This window comes from Actinacidiphila alni (assembly GCF_900112845.1).
GTDB lineage: Bacteria > Actinomycetota > Actinomycetes > Streptomycetales > Streptomycetaceae > Actinacidiphila > Actinacidiphila alni.
The window spans coordinates 115,675-135,267 of the sequence record NZ_FONG01000017.1; the positions used below are offsets into that span (position 1 = coordinate 115,675).

The following is a 19,593-nucleotide window of genomic DNA, read 5'->3' on the forward strand; positions in this document are numbered from 1 at the left end:
CGGGGCCCGGGCGCACCCCGGACGGTCAGTCCGTCAGCTCGACCTGGATCTCGACCTCGACCGGCGCGTCCAGCGGCAGCACGGCCACGCCGACCGCGCTGCGCGCGTGCACGCCCTTCTCGCCGAGGACGTCGCCCAGCAGCTCGCTCGCGCCGTTCACGACGCCCGGCTGCCCGGTGAAGTCGGGCGCGGAGGCGACGAAGCCGACCACCTTCACCACCCGCGCGATCCGGTCCAGGTCGCCGACCACGGAGCGGACCGCGGCCAGCGCGTTCAGCGCGCACGTACGGGCCAGGTCCTTCGCCTCCTCGGCGGTGACCTCGGCGCCGACCTTGCCGGTCAGCGGCAGCTTGCCGTCCACCATGGGCAGCTGCCCCGCGGTGAAGACGTACCGCCCGGAGACCACCGCGGGCTGGTACGCGGCCAGCGGCGGCACCACCTCGGGCAGCGTCAGGCCCAGCTCGGCCAGCCGCGCGTCGACGGCACCACCCGCGCCGTCAGCCGCCGCGCTCACGCGGTCTTCTCCCGCTTGAAGTACGCCACCAGCTGCTCGGGGTTGTTCGCCCCGGGCACGACCTGGACCAGCTCCCAGCCGTCCTCGCCCCAGGTGTCCAGGATCTGCTTCGTCGCGTGCACCAGCAGCGGCACGGTCGCGTATTCCCACTTCGTCGTCGCCATACGGCGACTGTAGTGCCTCCCGGCGACCCGGCCCGCGCGGCCTGTGGACGACACCGGCCCCGGCCTGTGGACAACGCCCGCGCGAGTCCGCGGACGACGCCGACGGGACTCTGTGGACGACATCCGCCCCCACCCCGGGACGACACCCGCCGGACACCTCCCGGCCACCCCCAACAAGGCGGCCACCCGCGTGCGCGCTCCCGTCAATGGTTAGGCTCACAAGGTGAGCCCTCAACAGTCTTCAGCCGTCAGGCTCCACATCGTGACGGGCAAGGGCGGCACGGGAAAGACCACGGTCGCCGCCGCGCTGTCGCTCGCCCTCGCGTCGGAGGGACGGCGTGTGCTGCTGGTCGAGGTCGAGGAGCGGCAGGGCATCGCCCAGCTCTTCGAGACCGAGGCGCTGCCGTACGAGGAGCGGAGGATCGCCTCCGCGCCGGGCGGCGGCGAGGTGCACGCGCTGGCGATCGACGCCGAGCTGGCGATGCTCGACTACCTGGACATGTTCTACAAGCTCGGCCGGGCCGGCCGGGCGCTGAAGAAGCTCGGCGCGATCGACTTCGCCACCACCGTGGCCCCCGGGCTGCGCGACGTGCTGCTGACCGGCAAGGTGTGCGAGGCGGTGCGCCGCAAGGACAAGGCGGGCTGGCCGGTCTACGACGCGGTGGTGCTCGACGCCCCGCCGACCGGCCGGATCACCCGCTTCCTCAATGTCAACGACGAGGTCGCGGGGCTGGCCAGGGTCGGCCCCATACACAACCAGGCGCAGACGGTGATGCGTGTGCTGAAGTCCCCGCAGACCGCGGTCCACCTGGTGACGCTGCTGGAGGAGATGCCGGTCCAGGAGACGGTGGACGGCGTCGCGGAACTGCGCGCGGCCGGGCTCCCGGTGGGCGCGGTCATCGTCAACATGGTGCGTCCGGTGCTGCTGGAGGACGCGGCGCTCGACCTGGTCGCCGACCCGGCCGCGGGCGGCGCGGGCAAGCGGCGTACGGCCGTCGCCAAGGCGCTGTCCCAGGCCGGCCTCGGCGGCGCGCGGCGCGGCGGTGTCGCCGAGCGGCTGGTCGACCCGCTGCTCGCCCAGGCGTACGAGCACGCCGAGCGGGTGGTGCTGGAGCGCGAGCAGCGCGCGGAAATCGGCGAACTGGCCCTGCCCGTACGGGAGCTGGAGCTGCTCGGCGACGGCGTGGACCTCGGCGGGCTCTACCGGCTGGCGGACAGCCTGCGCAAGCAGGCGGTGCCGGGCTTCACCACGGCCAAGGGCACCCGCGGGAAGAAGCGAGCTGGGGACGACACCGGCGACGACGGAGACAAGGTCTGACATGAGCCTGGAGAGCCCCGTGCTGGAGATCGATCCGCTGATCGACGACCCCAAGACGCGGATCATCGTGTGCTGCGGTTCCGGCGGTGTCGGCAAGACGACCACGGCCGCGTCGCTGGGCGTACGGGCGGCCGAGCGCGGCCGTACGGCGGTGGTGCTCACCATCGACCCGGCGCGGCGGCTCGCCCAGTCGATGGGTCTGACCGAACTGGACAACACCCCGCGCGAGGTGGCCGGAATTGATCGGTCCGCCGGCGGTTCGCTGCACGCGATGATGCTGGACATGAAGCGGACCTTCGACGAGGTCGTGGTCCAGCACTCCGACCCCGAGCGGGCCCGCGCCATCCTGGAGAACCCCTTCTACCAGTCCCTGTCGGCCGGTTTCGCGGGCACGCAGGAGTACATGGCGATGGAGAAGCTGGGCCAGCTCAGGGCGCAGGACGCCTGGGACCTGATCATCGTCGACACCCCGCCGAGCCGCAGCGCGCTGGACTTCCTGGACGCGCCCAAGCGGCTCGGGTCCTTCCTGGACGGCAAGTTCATCAAGCTGCTGATGGCGCCGGCGAAGGTCGGCGGCCGGGCCGGGGTGAAATTCCTCAACATCGGGATGTCGATGATGACCGGCACCCTCAGCAAGGTGATGGGCGCCGGGCTGCTGCGCGACGTCCAGACCTTCGTGGCCGCGATGGACACCATGTTCGGCGGCTTCAGGACCCGCGCGGACGCCACGTACCGGCTGCTCCAGGCGCCGGGCACGGCCTTCCTCGTGGTGGCGGCCCCCGAGCGGGACGCCCTTCGGGAGGCGGCCTACTTCGTGGAGCGGCTGGCGGCCGAGGACATGCCGCTCGCGGGGCTGGTGCTCAACCGGGTGCACGGCAGCGGCGCCGCCCAGCTGACGGCCGAGCGGGCGCTGGCGGCGGCGGAGGCGCTGGAGGAGGCACTCGACGAGGCTGCCGAGGCGGCCGAGGCAGTGGGCGCGGCGCAGGCGTCGGAAGCGACCGACGGGCCGGGAGCGACAGCAGAAAATAATCTTTCCGACGGCCGCATTGTCGATCATCCGGACGGGAAGGCTGACTCCGGACAGGTGGACGCGGCCGGTACCGAACGGCTGGCCGCGGGCCTGCTGCGCCTCCATGCCGAACGCATGCAGGTGGTCGCGCGTGAACGACGCACCCGCGACCGCTTCGTGTCCGTCCACCCGGAGGTGCCGATGGTGGACGTGACGGCGCTGCCCGGCGACGTGCACGACCTCACCGGTCTGCGGGCGATCGGCGAACAGTTGGCCAACGGCGAGTCGGCCGCAGCGTAAGGCGTTCGCGTACGTACACGTAGGTACCTGCTGCGTACCGGTGCGCGGTGCGGCGAACGGTCAGCCGGCAGCCGCGTAGTCGTCCTCGTCGTCGAGCGGGATCAGGCCGGTGCTGCGCTCGTACTCGGTGCGCGCCGTCTCCAGCAGTCTGCGCCACGAGGTCACCATGGGGCGGCGGCGCAGCAGCGCGCGGCGTTCACGCTCGGTCATCCCTCCCCATACGCCGAACTCCACGCGATTGTCGAGCGCGTCCGCCAGGCACTCGGTCCGCACCGGGCAGCCGGTGCACACCGCCTTGGCCCGGTTCTGGGCCGCGCCCTGGACGAACAGCTCGTCCGGATCTGTGGTCCTGCACGCCGCTTGCGTGCTCCAGTCGGTTACCCAGCTACTCATGCTGGCGCCGTCCTCTCCCGAATCGAGGCTCCCCCACGGCGGCAAGCGGCATATTCACCGTTGCCAGTTGAGGACGTTACGGAAGGTAGGCGCGGCGCAACAGCCCTTTCCGGCCCAATCTTGCATGGCCCGAACGGACTATGCGTGCGCGGGAGATCACCCAACGGAGTGAGCCGGGGTGCCGTCGACCGCACATCGGGGATTCATCGGACATATGGGGCGAAGTACGACACTCCACCCGTCAGAAGGGGCAAGCCCCTCGGCATATGCCGAAATTCGGGCAGTTCTCATCACTCACAAGAGTGACGAGAGAAGACAGAGACGCGCCCGACGATCGCGCCCTGTCCGTTACAGAGTAGGCGAACAGTTGGGCGCACGTCCGGGGAATCGCAACGTAGGCTGCCTTCATGGCACACAAGCGATCGGGCGGGGGGCTGAGCACAGCCCAGCAGGCCGCCAAGTTCCTCGGCGTCAGCGTGCTCTCAGGGGTGGTCCTCGCGGGCATCGCCCTGCCGGCCGTCGGCGCGCTCGGCCTGTCGGCCAAGGGCACCGCGGCGGGCTTCGACGACCTGCCGGGCGAGCTGAAGACCCCGCCGCTGAGCCAGGCGTCCAAGATCCTGGACTCCAAGGGCGGACTGATCGCCACGGTCTACTCGCGCGACCGTACGGTGGTGCCGATCACCGCGATGAGCCCGAACATCCTCAGCGCCATCGTGGCCATCGAGGACTCGCGCTTCTACAAGCACGGCGCGCTCGACCCCAAGGGCATCCTGCGCGCGCTCAGCAACAACGCGTCGGACGGCGGCACCCAGGGTGCCTCGACGCTGACGCAGCAGTACGTGAAGAACGTCTTCGTGGAGGAGGCGGGCGACGACCCCGACAAGGTCGCCCTCGCCACCCAGCAGACGGTCGGCCGCAAGATCAAGGAAATGAAGTACGCGATCCAGGTCGAGAAGGAACTCGGCAAGAAGAAGATCCTGGAGAACTACCTCAACATCACCTTCTTCGGCGAGCAGGCGTACGGCATCGAGGCCGCCTCCCAGCGGTACTTCAGCAAGCACGCCAAGGACCTGTCGCTCAACGAGGCGGCGCTGCTGGCCGGCCTGGTGCAGTCGCCGAGCCGCTACGACCCGATCAACGACGAGCAGGAGGCGCTCAAGCGCCGCAATACGGTGCTCGCGCGCATGGCGCAGCTCAAGGACATCACCCCGGCGCAGTCCGCCGCCGCGCAGAAGGCGCCGCTCGGCCTGAAGGTCAGCTCGCCGAAGAACGGCTGCATCACCGCCGTCAACGGCGCGGGCTTCTTCTGCGACTACGTGCGCAACACCTTCCTGACCAACGCCGCCTTCGGCAAGACGAAGGAGGAGCGCGCCAAGACCTGGAACACCGGCGGTCTGACGATCAGGACCACGCTCGACCCGAAGGCCCAGGCGGGCGTGCTGGACGGCATCAGCAAGCACGTCTACAAGAGCGACTCGATCGCCGCCGCCGTCTCCCTGGTGGAGCCCGGCACCGGCAAGATCATCGCGATGGGCCAGAGCAAGCCGTACGGCTTCGGCAAGAACGAGACGCAGATCAACTTCTCGGTCAATGCCAACATGGGCGGCGGTGTGGGCTTCCAGAACGGTTCGACGTTCAAGCCGATCACCGCAGCCGCGGCCCTGGAGGCGGGCTACAAGCCGGACCAGGTGGAGTCCTCGCCCAACAAGATGACGTATCCCGACGTCACGACGTGCGACAACTCCACCATCCACGGCACCGACGAGACGGGCAACGAGGACCCGTCCGAGGTCGGCCCGTACCAGATGCCGGAAGCGCTGAAGAAGTCGATCAACACCTACTTCCTGCAACTGGAGAGCCAGGTCGGGCTCTGCCCGATCGTCAACATGGCGACCAAGCTGGGCCTGGGCCGCGCCGACGGCAAGCCGCTCAACCAGATCGCGTCGCTGACGCTGGGCACCAACGAGGTATCGCCGCTCAATGTGGCCGCCGCGTACGCCGCCTTCGCCGCGCGCGGCAATTACTGCACGCCGATCGCCATCGAGTCCGTCACCACCACGGCCGGCAAGAAGCTGACGGTGCCGAAGTCGCTGTGCTCGCAGGCCATGTCGCAGAACACCGCGGACACCATCAACACCATGCTCAAGGGCGTGGTCGACGACGGTACGGGTGAGGCGGCCAACCTCGACGACGGCCGGGACACCGCGGGTAAGACCGGTACGACCGACGACCGGTGGGCGGCCTGGTTCGCGGGCTACACGCCGAACATGGCGGCGGCCGTGTGGATGGGTGACCCGAAGCACGAGCACAAGATGAAGAACATCACCATCGGCGGCCACTACTACCCGCTGGTGTACGGCGCCGACGGCCCCGCGCCGATCTGGAAGGACGCGGTCTCCGCGTCGCTGGAGGGCAAGCCGGTGGAGAGCTTCATCACCGTGCCGCTCAACATCCAGGACAAGGGCAAGACGCCGCCGCCGGACCCGAACAACCCGGCCAGCCCCACCGGCGACGACAACAAGCACAAGAAGCCGGGCCGCGGCCACGGCCCCGGCGGGGTCACCACGATGGGCCAGACCACCGGCGCGATCACGGCGGGCACCACGGGCGGCGTGACGAACGGCGGCGTGACCGACGGCGGCGTGACGGATGCCGGTACGACCGGCGGCGCCGTGACCGGTGGCGGCAACGGCGGTACGGGGACCAGTGGTGGGGCCAACGGGGGCCCCGATCCGTTCCCGACGTTTCCCGGGCTGACGAGCGGGGGCAACGGGCCGTAGCGGTCCGTCGCCCGCCCGCCCGTACGTACGTGTAAGGGGCGCCCTCCCAGGGAGGGCGCCCCTTACTGCTGCCGTGCCGTCCGCTGCGGCCGTCTACCGCTGCCGCCTGCTGCCGCGGGATCAGCCCGCGAGCTGCCGCTTCACCTCGGCGGCCACCCGGCCGCCTTCGGCGAGCCCGGCCACCTTCGGGTTCACGATCTTCATGACGGCGCCCATGGCGCGCGGCGAGTCCGCCCCGGACTCGGCGATGGCCTCCCGCACGATCGCGGCCAGCTCGTCGTCGCCGAGCTGCTTGGGCAGATATTCCGCGAGCACCTCGCCCTCCGCCCGCTCGCGCTCCGCCGACTCCGCCCGACCGCCCTGCGCGAAGGCCTCGGCGGCCTCCCGCCGCTTCTTCGCCTCGCGCGTGATCACCTTCAGCACCTCGTCGTCGGAGAGGGTGCGCGCGGTCGTACCGGCGACCTCCTCCTTGGTGATGGCCGTCAGGGTGAGCCGGAGCGTGGCGGAACGCAGCTCGTCGCGCCCCTTGATCGCCTGGGTGAGGTCGTCGTGCAGTCGCTGCTTGAGCGTCGTGGTCATGCACCGATTTTCGCACTCCCGGGGAGCAGCCGCGCCGTATATATGCGGAGCCCACGTAAAGGGGCCCACTGCGCGGGTCGTACGTGCTCGCCGACGGCCTCCCCGTCCGCCCCGTCCGTACGCCCTGGAGCGCGCGCCGGCCCCGGACTCTGACACGATGGGCGCATGCGCGCGCGATACGGAATTCCCCTGGGTGTGACGGCGGCCGGCGCGGCCTGTGTGGCGTACGCGGCCGGCTTCGAAGCGCGGTCCTTCCGCCTGCGGCGCGTGGACATCCCGGTGCTGCCCGACGGCATGCGGCCGATCCGTGTCCTCCAGGTCTCCGACATCCACATGGTGTCGGGCCAGAAGAAGAAGCGCCGCTGGCTCCAGTCGCTGGCCGGCCTGCGCCCCGACCTCGTCGTCAACACCGGCGACAATCTGTCGGACCCCACCGCCGTCCCCGAAGTCCTGGACGCGCTCGGCCCGTTGCTGGAGTTCCCCGGCGCGTACGTCTTCGGTTCCAACGACTACTACGGCCCCAAATTCCGCAACCCCGGCCGCTACCTGGTGGAGAAGGCGCGCGGCCAGCACGGCCTCAACGGCAAGGACAAGATGGCGCACGGCGTCATCCGCAACCCTTGGGGCGAGCTGCGCGACACCTTCGACGCGGCCGGCTGGGTGGGCCTGAGCAACTCCCGCGGCCGACTCAAGCTCGACCACGGCCCGGTCCTCGGCTTCACCGGCCTGGACGACCCGCACATCAAGCGCGACCGTTACGCCGCGGTCGCCGGCGGCCCCGACCCGGACACCGACTTCAACCTGGCCATCGTCCACGCGCCCTACCTGCGCGTCCTGGACGCCTTCACCTCCGACCGCTACCCGCTGATCCTGGCCGGCCACACCCACGGCGGTCAGCTCTGCGTCCCCTTCTACGGCGCGCTGGTCACCAACTGCGACCTCGACACCGACCGGGTCAAGGGCCTGTCCACCCACACCGCCACCGGTTCCACGTCCTACCTGCACGTCTCGGCCGGCTGCGGCGCCAACCGCTACACCCCGGTCCGTTTCGCCTGCCCGCCCGAGGCGACACTCCTCACGCTCACGCCCCGCTGATCCGTTTCGCCGTACGCCGTCTCGTACGGTGAGGCATGCCCGAAATCTCCCGTCCGTACGTGGCGGCCGTATCGGCGTACCGGCTGCTGATCGCGGCGACGGCGGTGACGGGCATCAGCATCGAGTGCGCCCATTTCCCGCCGGCGCGCGTCTTCACGTACTTCACGATCCTCACCAACGCGGCGATCGCCCTGACCTTCGCCCCCGCCGCGTACCGCACCTGGACCCGCCGCCGCCCGGTCCCGCCGCTCGTCTACGGCGCCGTGCTGCTCTGCATCGTGATCACCGGCCTCGTCTACCACCTGGTGCTCGCCAACGACGCGAGCGACTTCTCCGAGTCCGAGGCCCTCGGCGCCCGCACGGGCGCCCTCGCTGTCTCCAACCAGCTGCTGCACACCGTGACGCCCCTCACAGTCACCCTGGACTGGCTGCTGTTCACCACTCCCGGCCGCTTCCGGTGGCGCCACGCCTGCCAGTGGCTTCTGCTCCCCCTCGCCTACTGCGCCTTCGCCCTCCTGCGCGGCCCCTTCCAGCCCCCCGCGCCCCCGTCCCGCTACCCCTACCCCTTCCTCGACGTCGACGCCCACGGCTACCCCGCCACCCTCCTCACCGCCCTCCTCCTCGCCCTCGCCTTCACCGCCCTCGCCCTCCTCCTGATCCTCCTCGACCACCACCGCCCCCACCTCCCCCGAAACCGGATTTCGCCCACGGCCCGCAGTCCGCTAAAGTAATTCCCGTTGCACCGGGGTGTGGCGCAGCTTGGTAGCGCGCTTCGTTCGGGACGAAGAGGCCGTGGGTTCAAATCCCGCCACCCCGACGGTATAGCAGCAGGTCAGGGCCCTGATCCTTCCGAGGATCAGGGCCCTGAGTCGTCTCCGGGGGCGTCTTGGGAGCTATTGGGGAGCCGAACTCGTCAGGCGGCTCCCGGGCGGGAGCGGCCCGGCTCGGCGGAACGCCTGAAGCGGCCCTGGCAACGGCGCTACCGTCGCCCCACGGATAGTCGGCCGGGGGGGAAGCACACCATGCAGGACAGATCAGCGGGAGAACAGTCGGTGCCCACGGCGATGTCCGGGCCGCTCATCGCCGGCGAGGTATCGCTGCCCGAGGTCATGGCACAGCTCCAGCAGGATCGGCCGGTCTTCCACTCCGAGCGGGACCTCCAGCACAGCTTCGCGCGCGTGCTGTGGAAGATGGCGCCCACGGTCGAGGTCAGACTGGAGGTCCGCCAGAACTCACCGGAAGCCGCTGGCGCCGAGTATCTCGATCTCCTGTGCATCGGCGCCACAGCTCGCACGGCGATCGAGTTCAAATACCGCACGGCGAAGTGGACGGGTACAGCCGACCCTGACCAGGAGCAGTACACGCTGAAGTCTCACTCAGCCACCGACCTGGCCCGCCTCGGCTTCGTCTCCGACATCGCCCGCCTGGAGCGCTTCGGCAAGCCCAACCAGAACGGCCTGGCCCTCCTCATCACCAACGAGGCCGGCCTGTGGACCCCGCCGAAGCAGAACAACACCCGAGACCGCGACTTCCGCCTCCACGAGGGCCGCACGCTCACGGGCCAACTCGTCTGGGGCCGCGACGACTACAAGCCGAACAGGCGCCACTTGAACGGCTCGTACTCCCTCAATTGGCACTCGTACTCCATGCAGGACGGACTCCGGGGCGAGTTCCGCTACCTCGCCGTTTTCATCGGCCCAGAGCCCACGCCGGGTCTCCCAGCCCAGCCATAAGTGCCCGGATCCGACGAGCACAGCCGAAAAGGAGAACCCCAATGAGCCCTCACGCCGACCCACTCGTCGACGGTGCGCCTCCGATGAGTGCCTACGAGGGGCAGGTGTGGACCGCGCTCAACGAGCACTGGGAGCGCCGCGACAACCGTCGCGGTCTTCCGAACTGGGCGAATACGGCACTCGGTCGCACTGGTGAGGCCGCAGGAAGCGCGGTGAGCCGGGTCAGGGGCGCTGTGCCCAAGGCGGTCAAGGAACCGATCCGTCGCGCAGGTGACGCAGTCGCCACCAAGGCGGCGCGACCGGCACTCGCAGCGGCGGCAGCGCTGCTCGATCTGGTCAACGACTGGGCAATGGAGCTGAACGACCCGAAGAGCGTCGAGAAGCTCGCCCGCAAGCGAGGCGTGGAACTCAACGATTTCACCGAGCTGCGGCAGAAGGATCTCAAGTCCTGTGACAGGCTGCTGACCTTCAATGCCCTCACATGGCGGACCGCCGGCGCACTCGAAGGTGGTGCTATGGGTTTGCTGGCCATGGTTCCCGTCGCCGGTATCCCTGTCGCGATGACCGCGGACATCCTCGTCATCCAGGTGCTGAGCACATCGATCGCGGCGCGCATCGCGTACTCCTACGGCTACGACGCCAAAGATCCCGACGAGCAGGTCTTCATCCAACGCCTGGTACGCCGGTCCTTCATGGCGCAGGCAGCCAAGGTCGAGCCGTTGCGTGACACTGCTCGGGCGGCGGAGGCGGTCAGAGGACGCATACGGTGGTCGGACAAACTCCGCCAGGACCACCATCTCCTGGCCGCACTTGAGAAGCTGATGCAGCAGCTCGGCCCGGCAGGGTCCAAGGTGTCAGTCGAAAACGTCGCCAAGGTCGTACCGGTCGTGGGTGTCCTCGTCGGAGCCGGTATGAATGCCGCGATTCTCGGCAGAGTGGCGGCCGACGCCCAGCGGTATTGCCAGACCCGATTCCTGTGTGACAAATACGGGCTGCCGCTGCCGACCGCGCTCGCGGGCGACCGGGACGACGACCACGAGAGCGGCACCGCGTAAGTACGGCGACCCTCATCGGCTGTTCAGGATCGCAAAGTGCTCCGCGAGCCGCATCCCACAACTCAGATGCTGTCCGGCAGAACATGACGGCCCGCCCGCCTGACGCTTGACGGGCGAGGGATCATGTCGTGGACCAGCCGGCGAAGACACAGGGGTTAGGGGGAATCATGGTCGCGTTCCACGCGTCCGCGCTGGACGGAGTCGCCCGCAACCCGGCGCTACCACGGTAACCGGAGACATCCCGAGTTCCGCCGATGCCTCCTCAACAGTGCGCGTCGCGTGCAGGATCCGCTCGATGTCGCCGTCCCAAGACCCACCGGCCGTATGGAGCTTGCCGTCGACGGCCGGCCAACGGTTCTGCTTCCCAATCCCTGCCGTCGACGACGAAGATCCCGGCGGGGCCGATAAGCACCATGCACGCAGTCGCCCCGCCGCACCGGGCCAGTGGCGGTCGACCAGCAGCCGCCAGCCCCCTTGCGGGTCAGCGTGAGCAGATGAGCGGCAACTTGCCGCTCCCCTTCGCTCGCCGCTTCCACCGCCGAACTATGTGCTGTGCGGCCTGCCACCGCTCCCGCCGATCCGCCTGCCACCACAACCCCACCCCTCTCAGGGCCTCGGGTTTCGCTCAACCAATTGCCGAAGAGGTTGCGCCCCGAATGGCGGTACGTCGCTGCGAGCCATGTGCGGCTATTGAACGGGGGGGTTCACCGTCGGCTACGCAGCGGCATGGAACTTCTGTGTCGCATTCGAAGCGGGCGAAGCCTCAGGGATGCCGACGACCTCTACAGCGACGTTCAAAGGCTCCAGTGCCTTGGCCGTCTGTGCGAGCGTGATCAGGGAGAAGGGAAAGAGCGTCTCGGGGGTCAACGCCGTGCCCTGCTTGAGCAGGATCGCGAATACGACGCGCTGCGGGACGAAGTCGTCCGGCAGGGTGTGGCGTCCGTTGCTCTCCTGGAGGACCCGGCTGGCGAACCGGCGGCGTACCTCCGCTGAGGTCTTCAAGAGCTGTATGGCGACGAGGCCCTGGCTGAAGAGGTGGCTCAGCGGACCGGACCCGCCGTGGGCGTGCTTGACCATGACGAGCGTGTTGTCGGGGGTGAGCAGGTCGCACACCTCGAACCCGTCGGTGGGTCGCAGCGGGTTCGCCACGTTCTTGCGGTCCATGCAGACGTAGCCGGGGCGCTGGTCGGGGACGTGCTCGTTGTACGAGCGCTCGCTGACACCGGCCGCCCAGGCGGGCAGATCCACTGAAGGCAAAGGTGTGAAGAGCCGATCGACCGTCCCTCGGACCGTGGCCAGGTATTCGGCGCCGATCTCGTACCAGTCGCCCTCCAGCAGGCAGAACCGCTGCGCGCCGAGCGAGATGCTGGCCTCCAGCCACCGCAGCGCCGGCGTGACGCAGAGCTGGTCCTGCGGCGCTGCGCGTTCGTGGCTGTAGAGCGTGACCGTGCCCCGCCTGAGCGCCTCCAAGCGCTGCCCGCGTCCCTGCAGGCGGACGCGGTGGAGCACATAGCCCAGGTCGAACTCCTCGAAGCGCCCGGCCTCGTCGCTGGCGATCTTCAGGTGGAAGGCACGAGCCTGGGAGTGGTCGTCCCACTGGTCCATGGGCACGGTCACGGCGAGCCGGCCGTCGGGGGGCGCGCCGAGGATGTCGTCGAGAGTGGACCCCAGGCGGGTGAGCACGGTCTCGTCCTTGACCGGCACGATGTGCTCGACGAACTCCAGTGCGGGCTGGGGAGCCGTGTCACGGCAGACGCGGGCGATCTCCCGGATGTCCGCGAGGAGGTCGTCCGGCTCGATCCCCAGGGAGAGACTGAGCCCGCATCCCCCATCCGCGCTGCATACCGCGCTGTGACCGCTCCGAGCTCGCGTGAGCTCCAGCCGGTCGAGGTAGCCGCCCAGCCGCCGGACGATCTGGGCGTGCTCGCGCAGGCCGAGGCTGAGCACAGGCGTTCCACCGGGCACGATCGCGATGTCGGTCCTGGCCTCGCCGAGCGTCTGCGAGACGAGGTCCCGGACCTGCAACGGGTCGACCTGCCGAATGGCGAACGTGAGGCCGAAGCGCTGGTCCTTCACCCGACCGGGCAGCAGCCGATACCCCTGGTCATAGCCGATGGCGTAGACGTCCTCGTCGACCGCAATCAGCAGCAGGGCGGCGGTCCGCCGGACCGGCTCGACGATCCGGCAGCCCGTCGTACGCGCGACTTCCCGGCACCAGGACGCTTCCTCGCTCGTCATGGCCGCGGTGATCAGCAGCGCGGGTGCCCGGAGCCGGTCGTCGGGAAAGTGGATCTGCGCGTCCAGCGCGGTCAGTTGGGCGTGGTCGAGGGCGTCGAACATGGCGTCGAGTGTGGGTGCGACACCAGCGAGCCGGTACAGCGTGCGCTTGGCGGTGGCAGGGGCCATGGGTTCCTCCTGAATGCAGATCAGCCGACCACTAATGAGATTGAAAGCATCACCAGAGAACCACAGACTGAAAGCACTGTCAAACATCACATGAGGAGGCGAGGCTGTTCATGGGTCTACCGAGCGGCTCAGTTTGCGACAGGGCTTGCACGCCGGAGGCCACGGCGGTCGACCGCACGCGGGCCGTCGGCCGGCACCTTTGACACGAGCAGCAACCGCCAGCAGCGTACGCACCCGGTCAGGCACGAACGGCGCCGGGCGCGGGCGGCGCTCCATGCGTCGGTGCCGCGCCGGAGCGATAGATCAGCCCTCGGCCCGTCGCAACCGGAGGAGGAGGTCGGCGATTTCGCGAGTCTCCTCGTCGTCCTCCCCGAGGACGACGCACATGTCCTCGTGGAGCGCATCGAGAACGCCTTCGGCCGTGTCCCGGTCGCCCTCGGTGTACAGCAGGACACCGATGTTGCGACGCAGGTCGAGGGCCGTCGCAGAGGCATCTCCCTCCGCGCTGGAGACGAGCTCCAGGACGTCCTGGAACTCGTGCAGGGCGGCCTCGGTCTCACCGAGGTTCGCCCGGCAGCCGGCGGCGGACCGGCGGCATTCCAGGGTCTCGTGACTCGAAGGCCCCGCCGTGCGGGCGTAGATGGCGGCCAGCGCGTCGAACTCCGGGAGAGCCCGGCGGTAGTCCTCACCCGCCATGAGAACTGCCGCACGCTGGCGCCGCAGGCCAAGCACCCGCCGGTTCTGCACGCCGAGTGCAGTGGCCGCGGGCCCGATGAGCGCCTTGAGGACGTCGGCGGCCTGGGTGAACCGCCCGTCGTCGGCGAGGTCCGCGGAGCGGGCGTACGCCTCGCGGATCGCGTCCCGAAGGGCCGTGTCGGCGGGCGCGGGGGACGGGGCCGCCGGCGTCGGCTCTGTGGCGGGGGACGGGGCCGCCGTACGCCGCAGAGGCGCGTTCGGCTGCCGGTAGACGACGGTCGGGTCGGCCACCCCGGACGGCGCACCGCCGGTGTCCGGGAGCGTCGAAAGGCCGCTCCCCGCCCCCGGAAGCGGAAGGTGCGGGACCAGCCGCTCGTACACGGCGTAGGCGTCGGCCGGACGCTGCTCCGGCGCCTTGGCCAACAGATCCAGTGTCAGTGCCTCCAAGCCCTCCGGCACTTCGGGACGCAGGTCGCGCAGCCGCTGTGGCGGCATGTCCACGTGCTGGCGCATGAGCTGGAAGTCGCCGTCCCCGGTGAAGACGGGCTGCCCGGAGAGGAGTTCGTGCAGCACGCAGCCCAAGGCGTAGAGGTCGCTGAGCGGGGTGATCTTCCCGCAGTTGATCTGCTCGGGCGACATGTAGCGAGTCGTGCCGATCGGGTTGCCCGTGGCGGTCAGCCGCGTGACGTCCGACCGCAGGATCTTGGCGATGCCGAAGTCCAGCACTTTGACGCTACCGTCGGCTGCGATGAGGATGTTGTCCGGCTTCAGGTCGCGATGCACGACCGGGATCGCGTGGGCGTATGACAGGACGGTGCAAATCTGCGCGGCGATGGACGCGGCCCAGCTCACCGGGAGCAACGACGCCCCGAGGCCGTCCGCGCCGGCGCCCGCGAGAACGGTGCGCAGGGACGTCCCGTGCACGTACTCCATCACCAGGTACAAGCGGTCGTACGACGCCTCGTCGAGCAGCGCGTCGAACACTTGCGGCACCCCGTGGTGCCCGATCCGGGCGGTCACGCGCGCCTCGCGCCGGAAGCGGAGCGCGAATTCCTGAGCGTGCGAGGGAGACCCGATCGCGTCCGGACGGATGACCTTGACCGCGATCTCGCGGTCAAGGACGGTGTCGTAGCCGCGCCAGACGACCCCCATGCCACCGGAGTCGATCTCCTCGATCAGCTCGTAGCGACCCTGGTCGCCGATCTTCGGTGCCTGCGCCACGCCGTGTGCCCGCCGTCCCCTCGTCCCGCTCTCCCACCGCCGCCCACCGGTACCGGTGCGACGGGCGAACCCGCCGACGCGGAGCCTTCGCGCAGCACGGACCATGATGGCCGACCAGGACGCCCATCGCGTGCGAAGTCGCGTTTCCCGCGCCCGTGAAGTCGATCCGTTGTCGGAGCCGTGGCCTAGTGTGAGGACGTGCCCGGCGGGTGAAGAGCGCCGGCCCGCGGTGGGGCGTTGGCGAACAGGCACCTGGGGTGGGCGATGGCGCTGGCGATGTGCCCGATATGCAGTGAGGACGAGGACATCGAGCTGGTGCGCGTCCTCGACGACGGGCGTCGGCTGGTGAGGCACCGGTGCGGCCAGGAGTGGGAGCACGGAGAGCCCCGCGCGGAGCGGAAGAGACCGTCCTACTCCTTCGACGACCTCAGAGCCCGCTTTCCGAAGCCCGAGGATGTCGAGCCGGGAAGGATGGAGCGGGCGAACCGGCTCAAGGCGCAGTTCCTTGCCACCAGACCGGGACCCGACCCAACAGTGGCGGCCTACTGGGCGAAGTACCAGAACATCTTCTCTGCTGACGGGCTGTGGACGTGCGACCCGCAGCTCCTCAAGGACTTTGCCAATTCCGATGTCGGAGCGCACCCCGGCAACCAGTCCATGTTCAACTCCGCATGGAACACGATGGGTGAGGCCGCGGCAGCGGACTCGACCCGCAGGACGATCGAGTACCTACTGCACGGCCCGGCGTCCGTCCCGCTCGAAGACCGGCTGGAGCACCTGCTGTCCGGCGCCAAGCCCTTCGCCATGACCGGCTTCAAGGAAGCCCTTCTCACCAAGGTCCTCTGTGTTGTCCAGCCCGACCGGTTCCTGCCGATCCTCAAGTACACGACCGCGGCGGACGGCAAACGCGAGATCGCACGGAAGGTGTACGGGCTGGAGCTACCGGCTCCCGAGTCGGTGAACTGGACCCGCGGCCGACTCGTCCTCTGGAGCAACGACGTCCTGCACGCCCTGGTCGGCGACGGCCTCGCCGACCGCGAGCATGCCTCCGCGTTCCTGTGGTGGGCCAAGGACCGGCCCACGGAGCTCTGACCGCTGACGTCGGCGGTCAGAGCGGGTCAGGCGGCGTCGCCGTCGATGTTCTCCTCACGGCGGATCATCTGGTACGCGGCCCGGCGGGCGCTGCGGTTGAGCGTCTGCTTGAAGCTGTCGTCGTGGCTGAAGTACTGGCGGCCCATGTCGGCGATGGTGTCGATGTGGTCGGCCATCTTGTCCTCGAAGACCGCGTCGAAGACCAGTCCGAAGTTCTCCTCGTCGTTGACGGCGGCGGCACGGACCTTCGGGTCCGCCGCTGCCTCAGTGAAGGGTGTGATGACGTCCTGCTCGGTGAAGTCGGTGCCGAACTTCTCGTTGAACTTCTCGATCAGCTCCGACAGCGGCGACTTCTCCTGCTCTTTCGCACCGCCCGAACCGTCGCCGAAACCGGGGAGCTCAGCCGCGCCCTCGGCGGTCAGCGCGAGGTCGTACTCACCGGTCTTCTGCACCCGCAGGTGGCTGAGGTCCACGTCACCGATGTCCACGCCGCCGTCTCCGCGTCGCGGCAGCCGGTTGAGAAGGTGGCGGCCGTAGAGGTAAAGCCGTTCGAGATCAGCGTCTCGGTACGGGACGATCTGCGCGAGGAAGCCGTACTTGCGCACGTAGTCGTTGAGGTTGCTGCGGAACTCCTCGGCCGCTTCCTGCGCATCCTCGTCCGGTTCGTTGGCCTCGTCCTTCCGGTCCAGCAGGTCGGTGAAGCGTGAGACGGCCGGGGCGAGGAGCCGGTACAGCTCGGCGTGCAGCTTCTCCCAGCGGGCGGGCGAACCCGCTGCCTTCTCCTCGGCCGCCAGATACGCCTCGGCGAAGTCCTGCATCTCCGCATTGACGAGGATGTCGGGCTGCATGACCCGGCTCTGGGCGGCGTAGAGGAGATTCGGATCGGACGGGAGGGTGTTCGCCTCCTCGTAGTACGGGACGAACGACGCCTTTATGTCCTCGGCGTCATTGACGAAGTCCAGGACCGCCAGGTCCGCTTGCGACTTGCGGTCGGCGGTGCGGTTCAGGCGCGAGAGGGTCTGGACGGCGTTGATGCCCGCGAGCTTCTTGTTCACGTACATCGTGGTGAGCAGCGGCTGGTCAAAGCCGGTCTGGTACTTCTCGGCGACGACCAGGATGCGGTATTCGCGCTGCGTCGCCTTCGCACCCGTCCGCACCGCCTTGTCGTCCTTGCGCGTGTACGCGAACGCCTTCGGCAGCGCGGACTCCGACAGACCGCCGTTCTCCTTCGGCTCGGTCGTCTCCTCGCCGTCGTACGTCAGGCTGCCGGAGAACGCGACGAGGACCCCGGGATTGGCGTAGGCCCGGTCATCGATATACCGCTTGATCGCGCGGGCCATCTGCACGGCGCTGTGCCGGGACGCCGTCACCACCATGGCCTTGGCCCGCCCACCGAGCCGGCCCGCGGTGTGCGCGCGGAAGTGTTCCACGATCACTTCGGCGTGCTGGGCCACCGTGGATTCGTGCGTGTACGCGAACCGCGCGAGCAGGCTGCTCGCCTTCGACGGGTCCACGTCGACATCGTCCGGATTCTGGTTCACCAGCTTCCAGTACGTGCTGTACGTGACGTAGTTGCGCAGGGGATCGAGGATGAAGCCCTCTTCAATGGCCTGGCGCATCGAATACGTGTGGAACGGCACGTATGCCGCCTTGCCGTCGACGGTGTCCAGGGTGCCGAAGAGTTCGAGCGTCTTGGCCTTGGGCGTCGCCGTGAACGCGAAGTAGGACAGGTTCTTGGCCTGGCTGCGCTGGATGGCTCTCTTGACGAGCTTCGCGTCGGTGGTCGTCGCCGCCTCTTCGGTGACACCGGCCTCGTCGGAGTCCGAGTCCAGACCGAATTCACGCAGGGCCGCTCGGACGGCGGTGGCCGCGTCGCCGGACTGGGAGGAGTGCGCCTCGTCCACGATGATTGCGAAGTTGTGGCCCTGGAGCTCGGTGGGGTTGCGCTTGAGGTAGTCGATGAGGGCGGGGAATGTGTGCAGCGTGACCGTGATGATCTTCCCGGTCTCGCGGGACAACGCCTTCGCCAACTGGTCCGACTTCGCCCCGTGCTTCTCGTCGATCTTCACGACCAGGCCGGCGGTCTTCTCGAAGCTGCCGACCGTCTCGCGGAGTTGGGCATCCAGATTGCGGCGGTCGGTGATGATCACGACCTTGTCGAAGACGGGTGCGCCCGGCTTGAGCCCGGCGGCCAGCGCGTCGGGGTCGAGGGCGGCCGGGTCGGTCGGCGTGTGAAGGGAGGACAGGCGGTGGGCCAGCCAGGCGATGGTGTTCGACTTACCGGAGCCTGCGGAGGCCATCCCGAGGTAGTTGTGCCCCGCACCATGACGGGCCGCGTGCGCGGCGAGCTTCGTGACGATGTCCCACTGGTGGTAGCGCGGGAAGATCAGCCGCTTCCGCGTCTTGCCGTCGGCGCCTTTCTCTTTGCTCAGGTGCACGAACCGCTCGATCAGGTCCAGCCACGTGTCCGGCTGCCAGATCTGCTCCCAGAGGTACGAGGTCGCGTACGTGCCGGGGGCGGTGGCCGTTGGGTTGCCCTGGCCGCCGGGTTTTCCCGGACCCTCCGAGCCGGTGTTGAACGGCAGGAACCGGGTGGGCTTGCCCTTGAGCTCGGGGGCGACGAACACCAGGTCCGGGTCCACGGCGAAATTCGCGATCACGCGGCGCGTGAAGATCAGCTCGGTGGCGTCCCGCTCCTCGCGGTACTGCTTCTTCGCCTGCTCCGCCCCTTGCTTGGTCAGCGGATTCTTCAACTCGGCGGTGACCAGCGGGATTCCGTTGAGGAAAAGGGTGAGGTCGAGGCGGTTGCCCTTGTCCTGCTGCTTGGTGGCGTACTCCAGCTCCCGGACGACGGTCAGCCGGTTCGCCCGGTAGTCGTCCAGGATCGCGTCGGAGGCGACGAGGCTGGGCTTGAAGTAGGCGAGCCTGATCCGAACCCCGTGGTCCTTCACGCCTTGCCGAAGTACGTCCAGCACGCCGTCGGCGGCGATCGCCTTGTCCACCTGCTTGGCGAATCCGGCCTGGGCGGCGTTGGGGTCGCCGCCGTAGAAGGCAAGCAGCTCGTTCCACTCATGGATCTGGGTGGCCCCGATAAAGGCGAAGAGCTGGCCCGTGTCCAGGCCGAGGTCCCGGCTGTAGTCGGCGCTGTGGCCGAGCTGCCAGCCGGAGGCCAGGAGGGAGGCGACGATGGCGTCGCCGAAGACGGACTCGTGGTGGATCGGGCTCATGGCGGGTGCCT

The 19,593-nt window shown here is 69.0% G+C and carries 15 protein-coding genes and 1 tRNA gene; 9 read left to right on the forward strand and 7 right to left on the reverse strand.

Annotation, left to right across the window (positions count from 1 at the left end):
• Positions 1-25: 25 nt before the first annotated feature.
• Together BM076_RS25455 and BM076_RS25460 are read right to left on the reverse strand one after the other, a co-directional pair.
• Positions 26-514, reverse strand: a complete 489-nt coding sequence (locus BM076_RS25455) for a RidA family protein (protein ID WP_093716020.1) — start codon at positions 512-514, stop codon at positions 26-28.
• Positions 511-678 (reverse strand): DUF4177 domain-containing protein, encoded by a 168-nt coding sequence (locus BM076_RS25460; RefSeq protein WP_093716021.1) that lies wholly within the window; start codon positions 676-678, stop codon positions 511-513. Before BM076_RS25460 ends, BM076_RS25455 begins: the two co-directional genes overlap by 4 nt.
• A 223-nt stretch (positions 679-901) precedes the next feature.
• Between BM076_RS25460 and BM076_RS25465 the strand changes: the two genes are divergently transcribed.
• Together BM076_RS25465 and BM076_RS25470 are read left to right on the forward strand one after the other, a co-directional pair.
• Entirely contained in the window at positions 902-1,996 is a 1,095-nt protein-coding gene (locus BM076_RS25465; protein WP_093716022.1) for an ArsA-related P-loop ATPase, read from the forward strand.
• A 1-nt stretch (position 1,997) separates the two neighbouring features.
• On the forward strand, positions 1,998-3,305 hold the full coding sequence (locus BM076_RS25470) for an ArsA family ATPase (protein ID WP_093716023.1): 1,308 nt from the start codon (positions 1,998-2,000) through the stop codon (positions 3,303-3,305).
• 60 nt (positions 3,306-3,365) lie between these two features.
• On the opposite strand, the gene BM076_RS25475 is transcribed toward BM076_RS25470, so the two are convergent.
• Entirely contained in the window at positions 3,366-3,698 is a 333-nt protein-coding gene (locus BM076_RS25475; protein ID WP_093716024.1) for a WhiB family transcriptional regulator, read from the reverse strand.
• 407 nt (positions 3,699-4,105) lie between these two features.
• Here BM076_RS25475 and BM076_RS25480 point away from each other — a divergent pair, with 407 nt between their 5' ends.
• A complete protein-coding gene (locus BM076_RS25480; protein WP_093716025.1) occupies positions 4,106-6,478 on the forward strand; it encodes a transglycosylase domain-containing protein in 2,373 nt (790 codons plus the stop codon).
• A 120-nt stretch (positions 6,479-6,598) separates the two neighbouring features.
• On the opposite strand, the gene BM076_RS25485 is transcribed toward BM076_RS25480, so the two are convergent.
• Positions 6,599-7,057, reverse strand: a complete 459-nt coding sequence (locus BM076_RS25485; RefSeq protein WP_093716026.1) for a GatB/YqeY domain-containing protein — start codon at positions 7,055-7,057, stop codon at positions 6,599-6,601.
• Positions 7,058-7,222: 165 nt separating this feature from the next.
• Between BM076_RS25485 and BM076_RS25490 the strand changes: the two genes are divergently transcribed.
• The 5 genes from BM076_RS25490 (at position 7,223) to BM076_RS25510 (ending at position 10,940) form a co-directional block, all read left to right on the forward strand.
• Positions 7,223-8,152 carry a metallophosphoesterase gene (locus tag BM076_RS25490; RefSeq protein ID WP_093716027.1) on the forward strand — a complete coding sequence of 310 codons (930 nt, stop codon included), beginning with the start codon at positions 7,223-7,225 and terminating at the stop codon, positions 8,150-8,152.
• A 35-nt stretch (positions 8,153-8,187) separates the two neighbouring features.
• Positions 8,188-8,883, forward strand: coding sequence for a Pr6Pr family membrane protein (locus tag BM076_RS25495; RefSeq protein ID WP_093716028.1), 696 nt, complete (start codon positions 8,188-8,190; stop codon positions 8,881-8,883).
• Between the two features lie 12 nt (positions 8,884-8,895).
• Positions 8,896-8,969: transfer RNA gene (locus BM076_RS25500), tRNA-Pro, on the forward strand.
• Positions 8,970-9,174: 205 nt separating this feature from the next.
• A complete protein-coding gene (locus tag BM076_RS25505) occupies positions 9,175-9,885 on the forward strand; it encodes a hypothetical protein (RefSeq protein WP_143120637.1) in 711 nt (236 codons plus the stop codon).
• Between the two features lie 83 nt (positions 9,886-9,968).
• Complete coding sequence (locus BM076_RS25510; protein WP_245796337.1) at positions 9,969-10,940, forward strand: EcsC family protein; 972 nt, start codon at positions 9,969-9,971, stop codon at positions 10,938-10,940.
• 714 nt (positions 10,941-11,654) lie between these two features.
• Here BM076_RS25510 and BM076_RS25515 read toward each other — a convergent pair.
• The gene (locus BM076_RS25515) at positions 11,655-13,346 is read right to left on the reverse strand and encodes a DUF6119 family protein (protein ID WP_093716031.1); all 1,692 of its coding nucleotides are present in this window, start codon (positions 13,344-13,346) and stop codon (positions 11,655-11,657) included.
• 303 nt (positions 13,347-13,649) lie between these two features.
• On the reverse strand, positions 13,650-15,263 hold the full coding sequence (locus BM076_RS25520) for a serine/threonine-protein kinase (protein WP_245796339.1): 1,614 nt from the start codon (positions 15,261-15,263) through the stop codon (positions 13,650-13,652).
• A 237-nt stretch (positions 15,264-15,500) separates the two neighbouring features.
• Between BM076_RS25520 and BM076_RS25525 the strand changes: the two genes are divergently transcribed.
• Positions 15,501-16,355, forward strand: a complete 855-nt coding sequence (locus BM076_RS25525) for a hypothetical protein (RefSeq protein WP_245796341.1) — start codon at positions 15,501-15,503, stop codon at positions 16,353-16,355.
• Positions 16,356-16,381: 26 nt separating this feature from the next.
• Here BM076_RS25525 and BM076_RS25530 read toward each other — a convergent pair whose 3' ends face one another.
• Complete coding sequence (locus BM076_RS25530) at positions 16,382-19,582, reverse strand: type I restriction endonuclease subunit R (protein ID WP_093716033.1); 3,201 nt, start codon at positions 19,580-19,582, stop codon at positions 16,382-16,384.
• Positions 19,583-19,593 lie beyond the last annotated feature (11 nt).

Bases quoted from the DNA above. Each gene is read 5' to 3' on its own strand.
- BM076_RS25460 (WP_093716021.1), bottom strand. From the start codon at position 678: ATGGCGACGACGAAGTGGGAATACGCGACCGTGCCGCTGCTGGTGCAC.
- BM076_RS25470 (WP_093716023.1), top strand. From the start codon at position 1,998: ATGAGCCTGGAGAGCCCCGTGCTGGAGATCGATCCGCTGATCGACGAC.
- BM076_RS25475 (WP_093716024.1), bottom strand. From the start codon at position 3,698: ATGAGTAGCTGGGTAACCGACTGGAGCACGCAAGCGGCGTGCAGGACC.
- BM076_RS25480 (WP_093716025.1), top strand. From the start codon at position 4,106: ATGGCACACAAGCGATCGGGCGGGGGGCTGAGCACAGCCCAGCAGGCC.
- BM076_RS25485 (WP_093716026.1), bottom strand. From the start codon at position 7,057: ATGACCACGACGCTCAAGCAGCGACTGCACGACGACCTCACCCAGGCG.
- BM076_RS25490 (WP_093716027.1), top strand. From the start codon at position 7,223: ATGCGCGCGCGATACGGAATTCCCCTGGGTGTGACGGCGGCCGGCGCG.
- BM076_RS25495 (WP_093716028.1), top strand. From the start codon at position 8,188: ATGCCCGAAATCTCCCGTCCGTACGTGGCGGCCGTATCGGCGTACCGG.
- BM076_RS25505 (WP_143120637.1), top strand. From the start codon at position 9,175: ATGCAGGACAGATCAGCGGGAGAACAGTCGGTGCCCACGGCGATGTCC.
- BM076_RS25510 (WP_245796337.1), top strand. From the start codon at position 9,969: ATGAGTGCCTACGAGGGGCAGGTGTGGACCGCGCTCAACGAGCACTGG.
- BM076_RS25515 (WP_093716031.1), bottom strand. From the start codon at position 13,346: ATGGCCCCTGCCACCGCCAAGCGCACGCTGTACCGGCTCGCTGGTGTC.
- BM076_RS25530 (WP_093716033.1), bottom strand. From the start codon at position 19,582: ATGAGCCCGATCCACCACGAGTCCGTCTTCGGCGACGCCATCGTCGCC.